17 protein-coding genes are annotated in these 18,232 nt (G+C 57.6%); 11 read left to right on the top strand and 6 right to left on the bottom strand.

Going from position 1 to position 18,232, the window contains the following annotated elements; all coding sequences use genetic code 11:
• Positions 1-20 precede the first annotated feature (20 nt).
• Together BG910_RS06740 and BG910_RS06735 are read right to left on the bottom strand one after the other, a co-directional pair.
• On the bottom strand, positions 21-926 hold the full coding sequence (locus tag BG910_RS06740) for a peptidylprolyl isomerase (protein WP_089036180.1): 906 nt from the start codon (positions 924-926) through the stop codon (positions 21-23).
• Positions 923-3,343 (bottom strand): LPS-assembly protein LptD, encoded by a 2,421-nt coding sequence (locus BG910_RS06735; protein WP_089036179.1) that lies wholly within the window; start codon positions 3,341-3,343, stop codon positions 923-925. The genes BG910_RS06740 and BG910_RS06735 overlap by 4 nt, the downstream gene beginning before the upstream one ends.
• Positions 3,344-3,413: 70 nt before the next feature.
• Here BG910_RS06735 and amgK point away from each other — a divergent pair, with 70 nt between their 5' ends.
• Both amgK and BG910_RS06725 read left to right on the top strand, forming a co-directional pair.
• Positions 3,414-4,418, top strand: a complete 1,005-nt coding sequence (gene amgK / locus BG910_RS06730; protein WP_089036178.1) for an N-acetylmuramate/N-acetylglucosamine kinase AmgK — start codon at positions 3,414-3,416, stop codon at positions 4,416-4,418.
• A 149-nt stretch (positions 4,419-4,567) separates the two neighbouring features.
• On the top strand, positions 4,568-5,386 hold the full coding sequence (locus tag BG910_RS06725; RefSeq protein WP_089036177.1) for an alpha/beta hydrolase: 819 nt from the start codon (positions 4,568-4,570) through the stop codon (positions 5,384-5,386).
• A gap of 90 nt (positions 5,387-5,476) precedes the next feature.
• On the opposite strand, the gene BG910_RS06720 is transcribed toward BG910_RS06725, so the two are convergent.
• Together BG910_RS06720 and BG910_RS06715 are read right to left on the bottom strand one after the other, a co-directional pair.
• Positions 5,477-6,448, bottom strand: a complete 972-nt coding sequence (locus BG910_RS06720; protein WP_232462169.1) for an esterase family protein — start codon at positions 6,446-6,448, stop codon at positions 5,477-5,479.
• Positions 6,449-6,463: 15 nt separating this feature from the next.
• Positions 6,464-7,639 carry an ATP-grasp domain-containing protein gene (locus BG910_RS06715; protein ID WP_089036175.1) on the bottom strand — a complete coding sequence of 392 codons (1,176 nt, stop codon included), beginning with the start codon at positions 7,637-7,639 and terminating at the stop codon, positions 6,464-6,466.
• On the opposite strand from BG910_RS06715, the gene BG910_RS12285 reads away from it, so the two are divergent.
• Positions 7,638-7,799: a hypothetical protein gene (locus BG910_RS12285; RefSeq protein ID WP_157694046.1), complete on the top strand. Its 162-nt coding sequence runs from the start codon at positions 7,638-7,640 to the stop codon at positions 7,797-7,799. The genes BG910_RS06715 and BG910_RS12285 overlap by 2 nt on opposite strands.
• Before the next feature lie 28 nt (positions 7,800-7,827).
• Here the strand turns inward: BG910_RS12285 and BG910_RS06710 are convergent, their stop codons facing one another.
• Complete coding sequence (locus BG910_RS06710) at positions 7,828-8,511, bottom strand: 2,3-diphosphoglycerate-dependent phosphoglycerate mutase (protein ID WP_089036174.1); 684 nt, start codon at positions 8,509-8,511, stop codon at positions 7,828-7,830.
• Between the two features lie 160 nt (positions 8,512-8,671).
• On the opposite strand from BG910_RS06710, the gene BG910_RS06705 reads away from it, so the two are divergent.
• A complete protein-coding gene (locus BG910_RS06705) occupies positions 8,672-8,980 on the top strand; it encodes a YfcZ/YiiS family protein (RefSeq protein ID WP_089036173.1) in 309 nt (102 codons plus the stop codon).
• Positions 8,981-9,400: 420 nt separating this feature from the next.
• On the top strand, positions 9,401-11,350 hold the full coding sequence (locus BG910_RS06695; protein WP_089036171.1) for a transglutaminase family protein: 1,950 nt from the start codon (positions 9,401-9,403) through the stop codon (positions 11,348-11,350).
• A 365-nt stretch (positions 11,351-11,715) separates the two neighbouring features.
• Here BG910_RS06695 and tal read toward each other — a convergent pair whose 3' ends face one another.
• On the bottom strand, positions 11,716-12,771 hold the full coding sequence (tal, locus tag BG910_RS06690; protein ID WP_089036170.1) for a transaldolase: 1,056 nt from the start codon (positions 12,769-12,771) through the stop codon (positions 11,716-11,718).
• Between the two features lie 119 nt (positions 12,772-12,890).
• On the opposite strand from tal, the gene BG910_RS06685 reads away from it, so the two are divergent.
• From BG910_RS06685 to rpoN, 6 genes are all read left to right on the top strand, one after another.
• A complete protein-coding gene (locus BG910_RS06685) occupies positions 12,891-13,865 on the top strand; it encodes a KpsF/GutQ family sugar-phosphate isomerase (RefSeq protein ID WP_089036169.1) in 975 nt (324 codons plus the stop codon).
• Positions 13,866-14,022: 157 nt separating this feature from the next.
• Positions 14,023-14,559, top strand: coding sequence for a KdsC family phosphatase (locus tag BG910_RS06680; RefSeq protein ID WP_089036168.1), 537 nt, complete (start codon positions 14,023-14,025; stop codon positions 14,557-14,559).
• A complete protein-coding gene (lptC, locus tag BG910_RS06675) occupies positions 14,556-15,137 on the top strand; it encodes an LPS export ABC transporter periplasmic protein LptC (protein ID WP_089036167.1) in 582 nt (193 codons plus the stop codon). The genes BG910_RS06680 and lptC overlap by 4 nt, the downstream gene beginning before the upstream one ends.
• Positions 15,118-15,645, top strand: a complete 528-nt coding sequence (gene lptA / locus BG910_RS06670) for a lipopolysaccharide transport periplasmic protein LptA (protein WP_089036166.1) — start codon at positions 15,118-15,120, stop codon at positions 15,643-15,645. The genes lptC and lptA overlap by 20 nt, the downstream gene beginning before the upstream one ends.
• 132 nt (positions 15,646-15,777) lie before the next feature.
• Positions 15,778-16,512 (top strand): LPS export ABC transporter ATP-binding protein, encoded by a 735-nt coding sequence (lptB, locus tag BG910_RS06665; protein ID WP_089036165.1) that lies wholly within the window; start codon positions 15,778-15,780, stop codon positions 16,510-16,512.
• Positions 16,513-16,858: 346 nt separating this feature from the next.
• Entirely contained in the window at positions 16,859-18,229 is a 1,371-nt protein-coding gene (gene rpoN / locus BG910_RS06660) for an RNA polymerase factor sigma-54 (protein WP_089036164.1), read from the top strand.
• Positions 18,230-18,232 lie beyond the last annotated feature (3 nt).

Here is an 18,232-nt window from a genome sequence, read left to right as displayed (position 1 = left end):
TTGCTTGCGGCAAACGCCGGTCAGCGGATGTTTACATAGCTGCCCGAATGCAGCTCGCGCAGGAGGTTGCCTGTGGCCTGTTGGGCTTTCTGCTGGGCGATGTATTGGCGCACGGCATTGCGTTGGCGCTCTTCGGGCATACCCGCGTCGCGCACGTTGTTGAGTTTAATGATGTGCCAGCCGAACTGGGTGCGCACGGGGGCGCTGATTTGGCCGGGTTTGAGTTTGTGGACGGCGTCTTCAAATTGGGGAACCATCATGCCGTCTGAAAACCAGCCCAAATCACCGCCGTTGGCTGCGCTGCCGTCCTGCGAATACCGGCGTGCCAAAGCGGCGAAGTCGGTACCGCCGCGGGCTTGTTTGAGAATTTTGCGGATGCTGCTTTCGGCGGCTTTGGCAGCGTTGTCGTTATCGGCTTTGAGCAGGATGTGTTGGGCGCTGTATTGGCGGATCGGCTCGCCGGCGGGGAGTTGGACGCCCTGCTGTTTGGCGCGGGCGATGAAACTGTCGATCTCGCCGTCGCTGACTTGGCTGTTCTGCAAAATGGCCTGCTGGCGGACTTTGGCCATGATGATGCCGTCGGCAACTTCGCGGCGGGCGGCTTTGCCGGCGTTTTTCAGCGCGGGATTGGCAGCAACGGCAGCGTCGATTTCAGCTTCGCTGGCTTGGATGTTGCGGCGTTTGCCGGCTTGGATAATCAGGGATTGGTTAACGAGCTGTCCGAGTACCTGTCGGCGCAGTTCGGCTTCGCTTGTGCCTTTGGGGGCGCTTTTGCGGGCTTGGGCGACGGCGCGGGAGAGTTCGCGCAGGGTGATGACGTCATTGCCGGCGACGGCGGCGATGCCGTCTGAAAGTTTGACCTCGGCGGCTTGGAGGTTAAACGACAAGGCCAGTAAGGCGGCGGGAATCAGGGGTTTGAAATTCATGGTTTGACTACCTCGTTGGTTTTGCTGTAACCCGGAATACCCAGGCGGAGCTGTTCATACGGATTTTTACCGAAATTGCTCAGGTTTTTAAACTGGAGATTGAAGAATACCGCATTTTTACTGCTGTTTTCGCCGGTAACGTAGTGCTGGCCGACGACGCTGGCGCTCCAGCAGCCGCAGCCGCTTTTGTATTCGACGCCGGCAAGGATTTCGAGCGGTTTGCGGGCTTCGATTTCGTAGTTGTAACGGGCGATGCCGTACAGGTTTTTGGTCAGCGGCCATTGGGCGGCAAGATCGATTTGGTTGAGCTTGTCGTAGCGGTATTGGCCGTTGTCCTGCAGGTAGATTTGGGTGTTGCGGTTGTATTTGTAGCGCGCGCTCAAGACTTTGCCGGGCTCGGGATTGTAGCGGATGCCGGCGGAGTAGCTTTCGGCGCGGTTTTGGTTTTGGTTGTAGTGGATGTCGAAATCGGTGTAAACGCTGTCGGTTATGTTGCCGCTTGCGAATGCCACCCAGTCGGAACTGCTGCGTTTTTCGCTGCCGACGGTACCGTCGAGGGCGACGCTGTCATTGGTGAAATAGAATTTCTGGCCGATGCCGGCGCGGAACAGCTCTTTACCGGTGGTCGGATTCAGGATGCGGCTCTGAAGCGCGGTGGAAAGGCTGTTGGCGGCATTGATGCGGTCGTTGCCGGAAAACAGGTTTTCGCGGAAAAGCTGGGCGTAGGTAAAGCTGTTTTCGGAAGTGTCGAAGTTGGGCAGGTCGTTTTGCGACTTGGTCGGGATGTAGTTGTAAAACAGGCGCGGCTCGAGGGTTTGGATGTAGTCGCGCCCGAACAGGCCGGTGTTGCGCTCGAAAGTCATGCCGGTATCGACGTTAAATATCGGCAGGGTCACGCCTGCGGTGCGGCTGTTTTGGCCGTTGAAGCTGTCGAGGTTGTAATGGGCGGCATGAACGCCGATTTTCGGGCGGATGTAACCCCATTGGTTGTGGAAATCCCATTTTACGCTGGGGTAGAGTATGGTGCGGCTGCCGCTTTGTTTGGCATCGTGGTCGAAGCGGGTAAACTGGCCGAACACGTTGACTTGGGCGTTGCCGATGTTTTTCTGCCAACGGCCGCTTAAGCGCGGCAGAATGGCGTACGGCTCGTCTTTGTAGCCGTTTTCGCTGGCGAGGGTTTGGTATTTCTGCGCCGTGAGTGCGCCGTCGAAACGGCCGCCCCAAACCTTATTACCGTAGTTCAGCCAGGCTTGGCGGTTAAGGTTGACGTTGTCGGCGATGTCGTTACGGCCGTAGAAATCGCGGTAGTAGGCATCGTCGGAAACTTGGTTGAAGTCGATGCCGCCGCTGAGTTTGTCGGTAAACTGCTGGTTGTGTTTGAATTTGGCGTGATAGCGGTTGTTTTCTTCGCTTTTTTTGTCGTGCGGCATCCAAGTGCCTTCGACCTGGCCGTTGTATTTCGGCTGGAGGTAGCGGAACTGGCCGCTGAGGCGTACGCCGCGTCCGCTGATGATACCCGGCGTAATCGTGGCATCGTAATTCGGCGCGAGGTTCATATAATACGGCAGGTCTAATTCGAGGCCGTCTGAACCGCTGGCGATGTTGGGCATCAAAAGGCCGCTTTTGCGGTTGCCGTTAATCGGGAAATCCGCCCACGGCGTGTATAAAACAGGGACGCCGCCGAACACCAGCGAAGCGTGTTTGGCCACGCCGATACCGGTATTTTCGTCGGCCTCGATGCTTTTGGCTTTGATATACCAGCTCGCATCGCCCGGTTCGCAAGTATTGAATTTGGTATTGATGAGGTTGTAGAGGCCGCTGCCCTTCATCTCGGCCTTTTCGCTCACGCTCTGCAAACGGCGGCCTTCGCGCTCGGTTGCCATGCGCACGTTTTCGGTTGTGCCCGTGCGGTCGGTGAGGTTGTAGGTGATTTTGTCGCCGCCGGCAAACGAGCCGTCGCGGAATAGGATGAACTTATCGCCCGCGGTCACGGTATTGGCCTGCTGGTCGTAGATTGCCCATTCGGAATTGAGCACATCCTGATTGCGCTCGACCACCACATCGCCGCGCGCTTTGACGCCGACTTTGTTCTGCCCTTCCACGCTGTCGGCGGTCAGGCGGGTATAGTCGGCGGGAACGGCGTCTTCGCCGCTGCGGCGCACTTCGGGCGCAAACTGCTTGGCGGCGGGGCTGGCGGCGCGTTTTTCTTCCGTACAAAACAGGCAGGTATTGCCCAGCGACAATTCTTCCGCGCTTTGGCCGTCTGAATTTTTTACCGCATTCTGCGGCGGCGCTTCAATCGGCACATAATCGGCAGGATCGGGTACAAACCCGCCCGGAGTCTGGGCAGCCGCCGCCGTACTGAAGGCAACGCTCAGCGCGAAGACCAAAGGTTTGGGAGAAAATAAACGAGCCAAAGTTGCCCCTCAAATCGGTTTTGCCAGTTAGAATAGCGTTTATTTTAACCTGAAAATCTGAAAAACCGCTATGCAACGACAAACCGAATTACAAGACTGGCTGGAAACCGTTTACCCCGACCGCTCCTTTACATTGAGCTTCGCCGCCGCCGACGCCGACTTCCGACGCTACTTCCGCGCGGCATTTTCAGACGGCAGCACCGTCGTCTGCATGGACGCGCCGCCTGAAAAAATGAGCGTCGCCCCTTACCTAAAAGTGCAAAAACTTTTCAATATGGTAAACGTTCCGCAAGTGCTTCATGTTGACGAAAACAAAGGCTTTATGGTGTTGAACGACTTGGGCAGCACCACCTTCCTCGCCGCCATGAATCAGGAAACTTCCGAAGCCGCCCACAAAGCCCTGCTGCTCGAAGCCGTCGCCGAACTCGTCGAATTGCAGAAAGCCAGCCGCGCGGGCGACCTGCCCGAATACGACCGCGAAGTCATGCTGCGCGAAATCAACCTCTTCCCCGAATGGTTCGTCGCCAAAGAGCTCGGCAAAGAACTGACCTACAAACAGCGCCAACTCTGGCAGCAAACCGTCGATACCCTGCTGCCGCCCCTGTTGGAACAGCCCAAAGTGTATGTACACCGCGATTTCATCGTGCGCAACCTGATGCTGCAAAACGGCCGCCCGGGCGTGTTGGATTTCCAAGACGCGCTCTACGGCCCCGTATCCTACGACCTCGTATCCCTGCTGCGCGACGCCTTTATCGAATGGGAAGAAGAATTCGTTTTGGATCTGGTCATCCGCTACTGGGAACAAGCCCGCGCCGCCGGCCTGCCCGTACCCGAGCAGTTCGACGAATTCTACCGCTGGTTCGAATGGATGGGCGTACAACGCCATCTGAAAGTCGCCGGCATCTTCGCCCGCCTCTACTACCGCGACGGCAAAGACAAATACCGCCCCGAAATCCCGCGCTTCCTCAACTACCTGCGCCGCGCCTCCCGCCGCTACGTCGAACTGGCACCGCTTTATGCGCTCTTGGTCGAACTGGTCGGCGACGAAGAATTGGAAACAGGATTTACGTTTTGATTTGAAACCGCTCGGAAAAGCCCCGGTATCCGCCCCGCAACGGCATACGGATACCGTACCGGGCGGCGCAGGCAAGGCCGTCTGAAAACGGGCAGACTCTATATATTCAGCAGTACGGCAATCCGCACTCCGCCAAACAAGGGATTCCCATGCGCCACGAAGCCGATTATCTGGAAATGCGGGAGCATTTTCTTTACGTTCCCTATTTCAACCATACGCGCCGCGTGCGCGTTCTGCTGCCCAAAGACTACCGCAGCACCGATGCGCACTACCCCGCCGTTTATATGCACGACGGGCAGAATGTGTTTTACAGCCGCGAATCCTACTCCGGCCATTCTTGGAAAATCATCCCCACCCTCAAACACTACCGCGACCTGCCCGGCCTGATTATCGTCGGCATCGACAACGCCGGCGCGCAGCGGCTTGACGAATACGGCCCGTGGCAGACCGATACCGGTTCGCACGAGTTCAAATCCGTCGGCGGGCTGGGCGCGGAATACGGGCGATGGGTCGTCGAAACGGTCAAACCCTTTATCGACAGCCATTACCGCACCCGCCCCGACCGCGCCGACACCCTGCTCGCGGGCAGCTCGATGGGCGGCATCATCACCGCTTACATGGGCGCGGCCTATCCCGAAGTGTTCGGCCGGCTCGGCATATTCTCGCTGGCCTCGTGGTTCAGCGAACCCGGCTTCCAAGCCTTCGTCCACCACCACGCGCTCAACCCCGAAAGCCGCGTGTTTATCCAAGTCGGCACCAACGAGGGCGACGACGTCGATTCCAAATTCATTTCCGACATGCCGCAGGCCTACATCGACTGCACCCTGCGCTACTATCAGGCGCTCCTGCGCACCGGCCACCCGCTCGACAACATCTGCCTGAAAATCATGGCGCGGGAAATCCATCACGAACGCTACTGGGCGGAACATTTCGCCGAATTTCTGCATTTTTCGCTGCTTGAGGCGTAAACAAAGCAAAGGCCGTCTGAAAACTAAACTTTCAGACGGCCTTTGCTCTTTTGCAAACTTCAAAACGGCTTCCAATCCAACCGCACCGTTTCAAATCATCCCCTGTTCTTCCAGCTTACTCAAAAAGTGCGGCATCATCACGCGCCACCATTCCCAGTCGTGATTGACATCGTGTCCCCAGAAATCAAACCATGCCTCGATGCCTTTGGCGCGGAACGCGTCTTGCAATCGGGCGGTGTCGGCGATGTGCCGCTCTTCCCACGCGCCCTGCCCGACGGCGACGATGTAGTGGTTGCGGCGGTAATGGTCGAGAAACCAATTGTCGTTTTGGTTCCAAAGGTAATCAATCGGCGAGTTGTAATACACGGCTTGGTCGCCGTGGAATTCGCCGCTGAAAAAACGCGCGTCGTACACGCCGCTCAAGGCGATGGCGGTGTCGAACAGGTCGGGATGGCGCAGAGCGAAATTAATGGTGTGAAACGCGCCCATGCTGCAACCCGTCGCCATCATTGCGCCGCCCCATTGCGCTTCGTGGCGGATGAGGGGAACGAGTTCGTTGATGATGTAGCGGTCGTAGGCGTTGTGCGCCTGCGCCATATCGTGCCCGCTTTTGCCCTTGGCGAGCCAGGATTCTTTGTCAATGGAATCGGGGGTGTAAAAACGCAGCAGGCCGCGTTCGATAAAGGATTTGCAGGCTTCGATCATACCGAAGGCGGCGTATTCGTTTTGGTTGCCGCCGGACGATGGGAAAACAACCACGGGCTTGCCGGCGTGGCCGTAAACGTTGAAATACATTTCGCGGCCGAGTTCGCCGCTCCAATGGCTGCGGTGTTCGATGTGCATGGGGGTTCCTTGTTTGAAACGGTTGGGCGGGGATGGGGTTTCAGACGGCCTCAAGTGTTTTAAGGCCGTCTGAAACCTTTCCGGCATTCGGATTTGTGAAACTTCTGCCGCCTGCGGTTTGAACAAACTTTTCAGACGGCCTGACGCTTTGCCCTCTCCCGCGGGAGAGGGAGCGCGTTTGTGATGGATTCGGCGTTTCAGACGGCCTCGGGCACTCAAAGGCCGTCTGAAACCTCAATACTTCGCCTGTGCAAACTGCACGATTTCGCGCATCTGTTCCAGCGTTTCGGTGCGGGCGAGGATGCCTTCTTCGCCCATCACTTTGGCAAACACACCGGGGACGTGTTGCACGCTGATGATGTTGGCGCCGTAGCGTTCGCAGACGGCCTGAATCGGGTTGACATAATGTTTGTTGGCCTTGCGCGCGATATAGACGACGTTCCACGGGCGGGTGATGTAGGTGCGGAACGCATTGTCTTTCACCACGTTGGCGTATTCGCGGAACACGTCGAAATCGTTGGCGTAGTTCCACATATCGACGGTCAGGCCGCCGGGCGGGCGGCAGTTGATTTCCAGCGGCAGAAGCTCGCCCGATTTGGTGCGGAAGAATTCGAAGTGGAAAAACCGCTCGCGCACGTTAAACGCGGCGACGCATTGTTCGCCAAGCGTAACAAGGTCGTCTGAAATTTCGCGCGGCACATAATAAAACATGTCGTTGTCCGCCGATACGGTGTCCAAAACGGCTTCGGAATATTCCAAACCCGCGTAAAACACGATGTTGCCGTCGCGGTCGGTCAGGCCGTCGAAGGTGACGATGTCGCCCTCGATAAATTCTTCCATGATGTATTCGACGCCGGGCGTGCGGTAGCCGAAAAAGGCTTCCAGCTCTTCGGGCGATTTGATTTTGTAGGTATCGCTCGCGCCCACGCCGGAATTGGGTTTGACAATCACGGGGCAGCCCAAATCCGCGGCCAGCGCGCGCGCATCGTCGTCGCTGTGGAACACGCGTCCCTGCGCGACTTTCAGGCCGGCGTTTCGGAACACTTCCTTCATCTGCGCTTTGGTTTTGATGGCGCGCATATCGTCGTTTTTGTAGCCGAAGACGTTGAAATCGGTGCGCAGTTTGGCGTCCAGTTCGAGCCAGTGTTCGTTGTGCGATTCGATGCGGCCGATACGGCCGTATTTGTGCGCAAAATAGGCAACGGCACGGTAAACCTGATCGTAGTCGTACATATTGTCCACGCGGTAATATTCGGTCAGCGAGTTGCGCAGCGTGCCGCTCAGCGATTCGTAAGGCGCATCGGCAATGCCCAACGTATTGAACCCGTTTTCGCGCAAACGCACGGCAAAAGTTTCAAAATTGGTCGGGAAATGGGGGGAAATCATGACAAAATTCAAGGGATTTGACATGGCAGTTCCATTTTCTGAGAGTGGAAATTGTCAACATTATACCGTGATTGGAAACGGCGGCACGGGCGTTTTCACGGCGGATTGCGCGGGATCAAGTTTTGAATGGGAAGGCCGTCTGAAAACCCCTGCGCAGTTCCCGCAGGAATTTCAGACGGCCTGAAGTAAAGCGTTTCAAAAACCTTCCATCCTTACAGATAGAATTTCTCCAACACTTTCAAATTATCGTCCAATTTATACACCAGCGGCTGGCCGGTCGGGATTTCCAAGCCCATGATGTCGGCGTCGGAAATGCCTTCGATGTGTTTCGCCAGCGCGCGCAGGGAATTGCCGTGTGCCGCGACCAGAACGCGTTTGCCGCTCAAAATCGCGGGGGCGATTTGGTCTTCCCAGAAAGGCAAAACGCGCTCGAGGGTGACTTTCAGGTTTTCGCCGTCGGGTACGACATCGCTGGGCAGGTGCGCATAACGGCGGTCGTTGTGTGCCGAAAATTCGTCTTTCGGATCGAGCAGCGGCGGCAGGACGTCGTAGCTGCGGCGCCAGATACGGACTTGCTCGTCACCGTATTTTTCGGCGGTCTGTTTTTTGTCCAAACCCTGAAGCTGGCCGTAATGGCGCTCGTTCAGGCGCCAGCTTTTGATTTGAGGCACGAAAAGCTGGTCGCTTTCTTCCAAAACGATGTTGCAGGTTTTAATCGCGCGGGTTAATACGGAAGTGAACGCAATGTCGAATTCGTAGCCTTTTTCTTTCAGCTTTTTGCCCGCCGCCGCGGCTTCCGCCAAGCCCTGTTCGCTCAGCTTCACGTCGCGCCAGCCGGTAAACAGGTTTTTCGCGTTCCATTCGCTTTGTCCGTGACGGATAAATACCAATTCCATGTTTCTGCTCCTTTGGTGAAAATTTTCGGAACGAAATTTATAACACATTTTCGGCCTTCATACCGCTACAACACGCAGCAATTTGACCTGACCCGGTTTTCAGACGGCCTGATGCGGGTTTATACTTTTAGCTGTCTTTAACTGATTAACGGAGAAGCTCATGGACAAATCCGCCAAAGCATTTGAAACCGAAGAAAAAGGCGTGGGCAAATGCCCCGACTGTTCGGTCGAAGTCGGCACGGTATTGGACGGCGAAGACTGCGCGCTCGACATCGTGCAGACCTACGAAACCGAGGCGCTGGCGCAGGAAGCCCTCGCCCGCTACACCGCCAAAGCGCGCGAAGTGGAAAGCGAACCCTGCAAAATCGACAGCAGCATCACGCCGGCAGACGGCGGCTTCGAGCTGAAAATGCACCTGCTGTTCTGCTGTCAAACCGAAAAAGTGATTTTTCAGTTGAAACTGCGCTGAAACGTTTGGCTGAGGCCGTCTGAAATATTCTGATGCTTGGTTTGGTTGAGCCTGCCAATCATCGGAAGGTTTCAGACGGCCTGACTGTATCTGTTGCGCCCGCCCGCCGATACGCCTGAAAAAACGTGTTTTTCATATGCCGGTACAGGGTAACGCGGTAAAATGCCGTGCTGCATAGTCAACTGCGTAAGTTTGCAGGCTGTTTTCAGACCGTCTGAACGGTTCGGAAGCAGCCAGACTGTTTGAAAACCGTCTGCAACGTCAAACACCCCGACGTCATCTCCGCATGCGCAGGAATGACGGATTTATAAGCGTTTCAGACGGCCTTCAAGCAATTTTCAGTATTTTGCAGAGGCCTCAGGCCGTCTGAAAAAAACCGCCCCAAAAAACATTAAAAAAAACCCAAAACACATTACCGTCATGCCCCAACCGTCCCCCTACCCTTTCCTCACCCAGCCCCCGCCGCCGAAAACCGCGCTGACGGTGCTCGCGGCGCTGCTGTTTGCCTCCCTGCCGCTGCTTTTCTCGCTGCCGCCCGTGATTACCCTGCTGTTTGCCGCGCTGATGCTGATACGCGGCGCGTTGCTGTTTGCGGGCATCGGCAAACTGCCCGCGCTGCCGAACGCGGCTTTGGCGCTGATGGCGGGCGCGTTGGTTTGGACTCAGCTCGGCACGGTGTTCGGACGCGAAGGCGGGGTGGCTTTTCTGCTGCTGATGGTGGTGATCAAGGCGTTTGAAAGCGGTTCGCGGCGCGATTGGAACGTTTTGCTATTGGCGATGCTGTTTCTTATCGGTTCGACGGTTTTGCTCGACCAGAGCCTGTTTGTCGGCGTGTGGCTGCTGTTTGCGCTGCTGTTTGTCAGCGTCTGTCTTGCCGTGTCAAACGGTTTGGACAGGCGCGAGGCGTTGCGCTTCAGCTTGGTTTCGCTGGCGATGACGCTGCCGCTGGCGGCGGTTTTGTTCGTCGGCGTGCCGCGTATGGACGAGCCGTTGTGGCGCATTCCGCAAAGCGCGCAGGCGCAGGCGAAGACCGGGCTTTCCGACACGCTTTCGCCCGGCAGCATCAGTAATCTGGTGCAGAGCAACGAATGGGTGGCGAACATCACGTTTTCAGACGGCCTCACGCCCGCGCCCGGCCAGCTTTACTGGCGCGCCATCGTAATGGATGAATTTGACGGCACGCGCTGGCTGGCCGCGCCGCCGTTTGCCCGAGACGGCGCACAGCCGCCGCGCGGACAAACCGTTTCCTATCAAATGATTATCCGCGACCAAAACGGCGCCCTGCCCACGCTCGACTATCCCGCGGGCGCGCTGCCGCAGGGCGTGGACAGGCGTTTGGGCGACACCGTCCGCGCCGGGCGCAGCCGTGAGGGTTTGCGCCGCCTCGACCTACAAGCCGTACTGACCGACACCCTGCCTCACGCCTTAAGCGAAGCCGAATACCGCCGCTACACGCGCCTGCCCGACAACAACCCGCAAACCCGCGCCCTTGCCGCCGTGCTCGCCAAGCCCGCCAACACCGAGTCGGAATACATTCAAAACGTGTTGAACCACTTCCGCAGCAAGGGTTTCCGCTACACCCTCCAACCGTCGCCGACCGCGGGAACCGACAGCATCGACCGCTTTATGTTCGACACCAAACAGGGCTTTTGCGAGCATTACGCGCAGAGTTTTACCGTCATGATGCGCGCCGCCGGCCTGCCCGCGCGGATTGTGACCGGCTATCTCGGCGCGGAATACAACGCGCAGGCGGGCTTCTGGCAGATCCGTTCGAAAGACGCCCACGCGTGGGCGGAAGTCTGGCTGCCGAGCAAACAGGCATGGCTGCGCATCGACCCCACCGCCGCCGTTTCCGGCGCGCGCGCGCAAGGCATCAGCCAAGCCCTGCCGCAAAGCGAACAGGCGCTGGTTTCAGACGGCAGCGCCTTATCCCAATGGCGTGACGCAGGGCAGTTTTACTGGCAGCAATGGGTCGTCAACTACGACCAAAGCCGCCAAAACAGCCTGTTTGCCGGCATGGGCTTGGGCGGTTTCAACCTCAAAACCCTGCTCCTCTTCCTCCCCGCCGCGCTGGGCTTGGCGCTGCTGCCGCTGCTGCGCTGGTGGCTGAAAAACCGCGAACGTGACGGCTTCCAAAGCGGCTTCATGCAGCTCAAACGCCGCCTGCTCGACGAATCCGACGAAACCCTCGCCGCCGTTACCCCCGCCGAACTGCGCCGCCGCCTCACCGAAAGCAGTTCCCCCAACCCCGCCATCGAGCGCCTGCTGCAAGACTACGAAACCCTGCGCTACGGCCCGAAACCCGCCGCCGCGCGGGAAGAACGGGCATGGTACCGCCGCGCGCGGAAAATTGCGCGGCGGTATCGGTAGAACTGGAAAGGCCGTCTGAAAACTCCGATGATGAAAAATCGAATTTCAGACGGCCTTTTCTTTCAGACGGCATTCCACCCAATAACGCTCCGCCGAAATCCCCAAGCGCACGTAGTCCACGTAGGTTGTGTTAGCGAGGCACGAGCGTAACACGACAAAACGACGGTAAAGTTTCAGACGGCCTTTGGGAATGAAACAAGGCCGTCTGAAAAAACGGGCGTGGCTGTGTCGTGTTACGTCCGCTTGAGACGACTAACACAACCTGCGCTTGTTGCTAATTTTGGCAAAGGCCTCCCCCTTGCTTAAACAAAAGGCCGTCTGAAATTTCAGACGGCCTTTCCGTTTTTCTCCAAAACCCAAACGCATCAAGCCAGCGGCGCGAGCAGTTTGGCAAACGCGTCTTCAAACTGTTTCAAACCGTCTTCCTGCAAACGCACGGCTAAGGCTTCGACGTCCACGCCGAGTTTGGCGGTTTCTTCGAGTTGGGCGAACGCGGCGTCGGTGTTTTCGGCCAGCGTGGCTTTGACGGTGCCGTGGTCGATGAAGGCTTTCAGGGTCGCGTCGGGAACGGTGTTGACCGTTTGTTGGCCGATGAGGCTGTCCACATAGAGGGTGTCGGGATAGGCAGGATTTTTCACGCCGGTCGATGCCCAGAGGAGCTGCACGGGATTCGCGCCTTTTCCGGCCAATGCGGCAAATTCGGCACCGCCGAAAAATTCCTGCCAGTCGCGGTAGGCGGCTTTGGCCAGCGCGATGGCGACTTTGCCTTGCAGGTGTTCGGGCAGGGTGGCGTCGAGCGCGCCGTCCACGCGGGAGATGAAGAAGCTGGCGACGACTTGGATTTTATCGACGCTCAAACCTGCGGCGGCGCGTTTGGCGATGCCGCGGGCGTAGGCGGCGTAGGCTTTCAGGGTTTGGGCGCGGGAAAACAGCAGGGTGAGGTTGATGGAGAGGCCGTCTGAAACCAATGTTTCCAGCGCTTCGATGCCTGCGTCGGTAGCAGGCACTTTAATCATCGCGTTTTTGCGGCCGATGGCGTCGTACAGGCGTTTGGCTTCGGCGATGGTGCCTGCGGCGTCTTTGGCGAGTTCGGGAGACACTTCGAGGCTGACGAAACCGGTTTTGCCGCCGGAGGATTCGTGTTCGGCCAGGCAGACGTCACAGGCGGCCTGAACGTCGGCTACGGCCATGATTTCGTAACGCGCTTTCGGGCTTAAATCCTTCTGTTTCAAAGCGGCCACTTCGTCGGCGTAAAGCGCGTCGCCCGCGAAGGCTTTCTGGAAAATGGCGGGATTGGAAGTCACGCCGCACACGCCCTGCTTGAGCATTTCGGCCAATTCGCCGCTCTGCACCAGCGAACGCGAGAGGTTGTCGAGCCAGATTTGTTGTCCCAATGCTTTAACGTCCGATAAAATAGTCATCTCTGAAATCCTTTATATTCATTTACATTCAAGGCCGTCTGAAAAAACGGGTAGATGCCGCCGATACTACCGCAAAACGGACGGATTGAACAGAAAAGCGCCGACGGGAGAACCGCACCATGAACCATTCCGAACAATACCTCGCTTGGGCAAGCGACGTTTTGCACACCGAAGCCGACGGCCTGCGCGAAATCGCCGCCGGACTTGACGAAAACTTCGTCCGCGCCGCCGACGCGCTGCTGCATTGCAAAGGCCGCGTCGTCATCACCGGCATGGGCAAATCCGGCCACATCGGCCGCAAAATGGCCGCAACAATGGCCTCGACCGGCACGCCCGCGTTTTTCGTCCACCCCGCCGAAGCCGCACACGGCGATTTGGGCATGATCGTCGATCACGACGTCGTCGTCGCCATTTCCAACTCGGGCGAAAGCGACGAAATCGCCGCCATCATCCCCGCACTCAAACGCAAAAACATCACCCTCGTCTGCATCACCGCCCGCCCCGAATCCACCATGGCGCGCCACGCCGACATCCACATTACCGCCGCCGTTTCCCAAGAAGCCTGCCCGCTCGGCCTCGCCCCCACCACCAGCACCACCGCCGTCATGGCCTTGGGCGATGCGCTCGCCGTCGTTTTACTGCGCGCACGCCGGTTCACCCCCGACGACTTCGCCCTCAGCCACCCCGCCGGCAGCCTCGGCAAACGCCTGCTTCTGCGCGTTGCCGACATCATGCACAGCGGCGACGCCCTGCCCGCCGTCGTCAGCGGCACGCTGCTCAAAGACGCCATCGTCTTCATGAGCGAGAAAGGACTGGGCATGCTCGCCGTTACCGGCCAAACAGGCCGTCTGAAAGGCATCCTGACCGACGGCGACCTGCGCCGCCTGTTCCAACAGCGCGACCACTTCGCCGGCCTGACCGTGGACGACATCATGCACCCCGACCCCAAAACCATCGCCGCCGACAAACTCGCCACCGAAGCGCTCAAACACATGCAGGAAAACCACGTCAACGGCCTCTTGGTTACGGATTCAGACGGCCTCCTGACCGGTGCGCTGAATATGCACGATTTGCTGATGGCGCGGATAGTGTAAGCCGTTTCAAACAGTAAGGCCGTCTGAAAACGCCCGCCGCGCATAATTTACATTTTCAGACGGCCTTTTATTTTCAACATGCTAAAATGCCGTCTGAAAACGCCTGCCAGCCGCAACCGTCTTAACCGCGCAGACAGGCCGTCTGAAAAGGAATCCCATGAACCCGCTCCCTCCCGAAATCCAAGCCCGCGCGGCGAAAATCAAGCTGTTGGTTCTCGACGTTGACGGCGTGCTGACCGACGGCCGCATCTATATCCGCGATACGGGCGAGGAAATCAAAGCCTTCCACACGCTCGACGGACACGGCCTGAAAATGCTCCAAGCAAGCGGCGTTCAGACGGCCATCATCACCGGCCGCGACGCCCCCTCCGTCGGCCTGCGCGTGAAACAGCTCGGTATCAACCACTATTTCAAAGGCATTCACGACAAACGTGCCGCCTACGCCGAATTGCGCGCGGCGGCGGGTGTGGAAGAAGACGAATGCGCGTTTGTCGGCGACGATGTGGTCGATCTACCCGTGATGGTGCGCTGCGGCCTGCCCGTTGCCGTGCCGCAGGCGCATTGGTTTGCGCGGCAACACGCGGTTTACGTTACCTCGCGCGACGCGGGCAAAGGCGCGGTGCGCGAAGTGTGCGATTTGATTATGCAGGCGCAGGGAACGCTTGAGCCTGCTTTAAACAGGTATATTGCATGAAAATCAGATGGCGCTACGGCCTGGCTTTTCCGCTGATTCTCTCCGTCGCGCTGGGCGGCCTTTCCGCCTGGCTCGGGCGCATCAGCGAAGTGGACATCGAAGAGGTGAAACTCAACCCGAAAGAGCCGCAATATAAGATGAACGGCATCGACGGGCGGCGTTTCGACGAGCAAGGCCGTCTGAAAGAACACACCACTTCCGCGCGGGCATGGCAGCTTCCCGAGCAGAAAGACGTGCATTTCGACGCGCCCAAGCTGCTGTTTTACCGCGACGGCAGCCTGCTGTATCAAGTTGTCGGCAAAGAAGCCGTTTACAATACCGCGGATAAAAAAGTTTCCTTCCGCCAAGATGTCGTGCTGACCAAAGAAGCCGAGGCCGACCGCCCCGCAGGCGTGTTGAAAACCGACTTCATTACCGTCGATACCGAAACCCGCGTTGCCAAAACCGATTCGCCCGTCCAATTCCAATACGGCGAATCTTCGGGTACCGCCGACGGCCTGACCTACGACCACCAAAAAGGTTTCCTGAACCTCCCATCACGAGTGAAAGCCACGATTTATGATGTCAAAAATCTTTAAAACCGCCGCCGTCGCCCTCCTTGCCGCCGCCGCACCCGCCTACGCGCTCGAAAGCGACCGCAACCAGCCGATTCAGATCGAAGCCGACCAGGGTTCGCTCGACCAAGCCAAACAGACCACCACCTTTACCGGCAACGTCATCATCAAACAAGGCACGCTGAACATCAACGCCGCCTCCGTAACCGTCTCGCGCAACGACAAAGGCCAGCAGTTTATGAAAGCCAACGGCTCGCCCGTCAAATTCAGCCAAGTACTCGACGACAACAAAGGCACGGTACACGGGCGCGGCAGCAACGTCGAATACGCCTCCTCCACCGGCCTCGTCGTCCTCACCGGCAACGCCCGCATCGAACGCGGCGGCGACGTCGCCGAAGGTGCTGTGATTACCTACAACATGAAAACCGAGATCTATACCATCGCCGGCAGCAAAAAAACCGGCAAAAAATCCGCCGCCAAATCCGGCCGCGTCAGCGTCGTGATCCAGCCGAGCAGCACGAAAAAACAGTAGGCCGGCGTTTGAGAGGCCGTCTGAAAATTCGACTACGCCCAGTGTAAGTGTTTCGACTGCGCTCAGCGACCGAATTCATATCGACGTCATTTTCCCCAAAAAACCTCCCCCCCCAGACCAAAGACCCCCGCCATGACCGCAAACACCAGCCGCCTCATCGTCCAAAACCTGCAAAAAAGTTTTAAAAAACGCCAAGTCGTCAAAAACTTCTCGCTCGAAATCGAAAGCGGCGAAGTCATCGGCCTCTTGGGCCCAAACGGCGCAGGCAAAACCACCAGTTTCTACATGATTGTCGGCCTGATTGCCGCCGACGCCGGCAGCGTCATGCTCGACGGCCAAGAGCTGCGCCACCTGCCCATCCACGAACGCGCCCGCCTCGGCGTCGGCTACCTGCCGCAGGAAGCCTCGATTTTCCGCAAGATGACCGTCGAACAAAACATCCGCGCCATCCTCGAAATCCGCCTCAAAGACAAAAGCGCGATTGACGCCGAAGTCGAAAAACTGCTCGCCGACCTCAACATCGAACGCCTGCGCCACAACCCCGCCCCGTCGCTTTCCGGCGGCGAACGCCGTCGCGTCGAAATCGCCCGCGTCCTCGCCATGCAGCCGCGTTTCATCCTGCTGGACGAACCCTTCGCCGGCGTCGATCCCATCGCCGTCATCGACATCCAGAAAATCATCGAGTTTCTCAAAACGCGAGGCATCGGTGTGCTGATTACCGACCACAACGTGCGCGAAACCCTCAGTATCTGCGACCGAGCCTACATCATCAGCGACGGCACCGTCCTCGCCTCGGGCAAACCGCAAGAGCTGGTGGAAAACGAACAAGTCCGCTCGGTTTATTTGGGCGAAAACTTCAAATACTGACCCGCAGGCTCAAACCGTCGGGTTCAAACAGAAAAAGGCCGTCTGAAAATTTCAGGCGGCCTTTTTCTGCGCCGAATCCCAAACCCTTGATGTAGGTCGGATACCTGTATCCGACACAGACTGACGTTTACGGATTGATTCCGCCATCCCTATGGTTTTGAATGATGTCGGATTCAAGAATCCGACCTGCATTCAGCTTTTCAGACACCCGCTTCTCAAACCGTACACATTTTTTAACAAATCTTCAAATAAGGCCGTCTGAAAATAGTCACCAAAATAATTTTATGGTAACTTAGCTTTCAGACGGCATGACTGCTTCCAACAATAAAAAACGCTTACTTCAAATATGACCAACCCCAATTACGGCTTAAAACTCAAACAGACGCAGCAGCTCAACCAAAAGCTGCAACAATCGCTGCGCGTTCTGCAGATGTCCGGCCTCGAAATCGAACGCGAAGTCGAAGACTGGTTACAGGAAAATCCCCTGCTCGAACGCCCCGAAGCAGAAGAATTTGCCGACTTCGAAAGCGAATCCCATGTTTCCGCCGCGCTGCCGCGCAACAACCAGATCGGCGGCGACGATGCCGAAGATGCCTGGCTCAACATCGCGGAAGAACAAGACTTTTCCGCCTATCTCCACGCCCAAGTCTGCGAACATCCGCTCTCGGAAAAAGAGGCGGCCCATGTTCACATCCTCATCGACTTTCTCGACGAACAGGGCTACTTTACCGAAACATTTGAAGACGTTATCGACAACACGCCGCTGGAATGGATGCTCGATGAAGACGATCTGCAAAACGCGCTCGACCTGTTGCAGACGTTCGATCCGCCCGGGGTGGCGGCGGCCAACCTGACCGAATCGCTCATCCTCCAGCTCATGCGCCTGCCCGCTTCGCCCGCGCGCCAGCTTGCCGCGCATCTGGTGCAGAGTTCGCTGGACGAATTGGGCAAAAACCGCGGGCAGAATATCCGCCGTTTTCAAAAGCTCTATCCGAACGCCGATGAGGAAACGGTTCAGACGGCCTTAGACCTCATCGCGTCGCTCAATCCCTACCCCGCCTATGGTTTCGCCTCCACCGAGCCGACAGCCTATATCCAGCCCGATGTGTGGGTTAAGGAAACCAAAGACGGCTGGAAAGTCAGCAGCAACGATGCGGCTTGGCCGAAAATCCGCCTCAATCGGGAATATTGCGAAATGTTCCGCGAAGACGGAGACGCATCGCCGGAATGGAAGGAAAAACTCAGCGAGGCGCGGCAGAAAATCGACAGTTTGGAACTGCGTAAAAACACGGTTTTACGCCTTGCGGAGTATATCGTTGAGAAGCAGGAAGACTTTTTCGTCTTCGGCGAAATCGGCCTCGCGCCCATGCTGCTCAAGGAAGCCGCCGCCGCACTGGGCGTGGCCGAAAGCACGGTTTCGCGCGCAGCTAATCAGAAATATTTAGCTTGCCCGCGCGGATTGTTTGCGTTACGCTATTTCTTCACACAGGCAGTCAGCACCGACAGCGACAACGAAGGCATCAGCCAAGGCGCAGTCAAAGCGGTCATTGCCCAAATCATCGAAAACGAAGACCCCGCTGCCCCGTATTCCGACGAAGCCCTCGTCGCGCGGCTGAAACAGCAAGGTGTGGAACTTGCCCGCCGCACCGTCGCCAAATACCGCGAATCGCTCGATATTCCGCCCGCACACAAACGCAAAATCCGTGCGCGGGATTAAATA

The organism is Neisseria chenwenguii, assembly GCF_002216145.1.
Lineage (GTDB): Bacteria > Pseudomonadota > Gammaproteobacteria > Burkholderiales > Neisseriaceae > Neisseria > Neisseria chenwenguii.
Note: the sequence above shows the minus strand (reverse complement) of the source record. Positions and strands in the feature narration are given on the sequence as shown.

Bases quoted from the DNA above. Each gene is read 5' to 3' on its own strand.
- BG910_RS06740 (WP_089036180.1), bottom strand. From the start codon at position 926: ATGAATTTCAAACCCCTGATTCCCGCCGCCTTACTGGCCTTGTCGTTT.
- BG910_RS06695 (WP_089036171.1), top strand. From the start codon at position 9,401: ATGCCCCAACCGTCCCCCTACCCTTTCCTCACCCAGCCCCCGCCGCCG.
- BG910_RS06680 (WP_089036168.1), top strand. From the start codon at position 14,023: ATGAACCCGCTCCCTCCCGAAATCCAAGCCCGCGCGGCGAAAATCAAG.
- rpoN (WP_089036164.1), top strand. From the start codon at position 16,859: ATGACCAACCCCAATTACGGCTTAAAACTCAAACAGACGCAGCAGCTC.
- BG910_RS12285 (WP_157694046.1), top strand. From the start codon at position 7,638: ATGGCAGTTCCATTTTCTGAGAGTGGAAATTGTCAACATTATACCGTG.
- BG910_RS06710 (WP_089036174.1), bottom strand. From the start codon at position 8,511: ATGGAATTGGTATTTATCCGTCACGGACAAAGCGAATGGAACGCGAAA.
- lptC (WP_089036167.1), top strand. From the start codon at position 14,556: ATGAAAATCAGATGGCGCTACGGCCTGGCTTTTCCGCTGATTCTCTCC.
- BG910_RS06725 (WP_089036177.1), top strand. From the start codon at position 4,568: ATGCGCCACGAAGCCGATTATCTGGAAATGCGGGAGCATTTTCTTTAC.
- lptA (WP_089036166.1), top strand. From the start codon at position 15,118: ATGATGTCAAAAATCTTTAAAACCGCCGCCGTCGCCCTCCTTGCCGCC.
- tal (WP_089036170.1), bottom strand. From the start codon at position 12,771: ATGACTATTTTATCGGACGTTAAAGCATTGGGACAACAAATCTGGCTC.
- amgK (WP_089036178.1), top strand. From the start codon at position 3,414: ATGCAACGACAAACCGAATTACAAGACTGGCTGGAAACCGTTTACCCC.
- BG910_RS06685 (WP_089036169.1), top strand. From the start codon at position 12,891: ATGAACCATTCCGAACAATACCTCGCTTGGGCAAGCGACGTTTTGCAC.
- BG910_RS06705 (WP_089036173.1), top strand. From the start codon at position 8,672: ATGGACAAATCCGCCAAAGCATTTGAAACCGAAGAAAAAGGCGTGGGC.
- lptB (WP_089036165.1), top strand. From the start codon at position 15,778: ATGACCGCAAACACCAGCCGCCTCATCGTCCAAAACCTGCAAAAAAGT.
- BG910_RS06715 (WP_089036175.1), bottom strand. From the start codon at position 7,639: ATGTCAAATCCCTTGAATTTTGTCATGATTTCCCCCCATTTCCCGACC.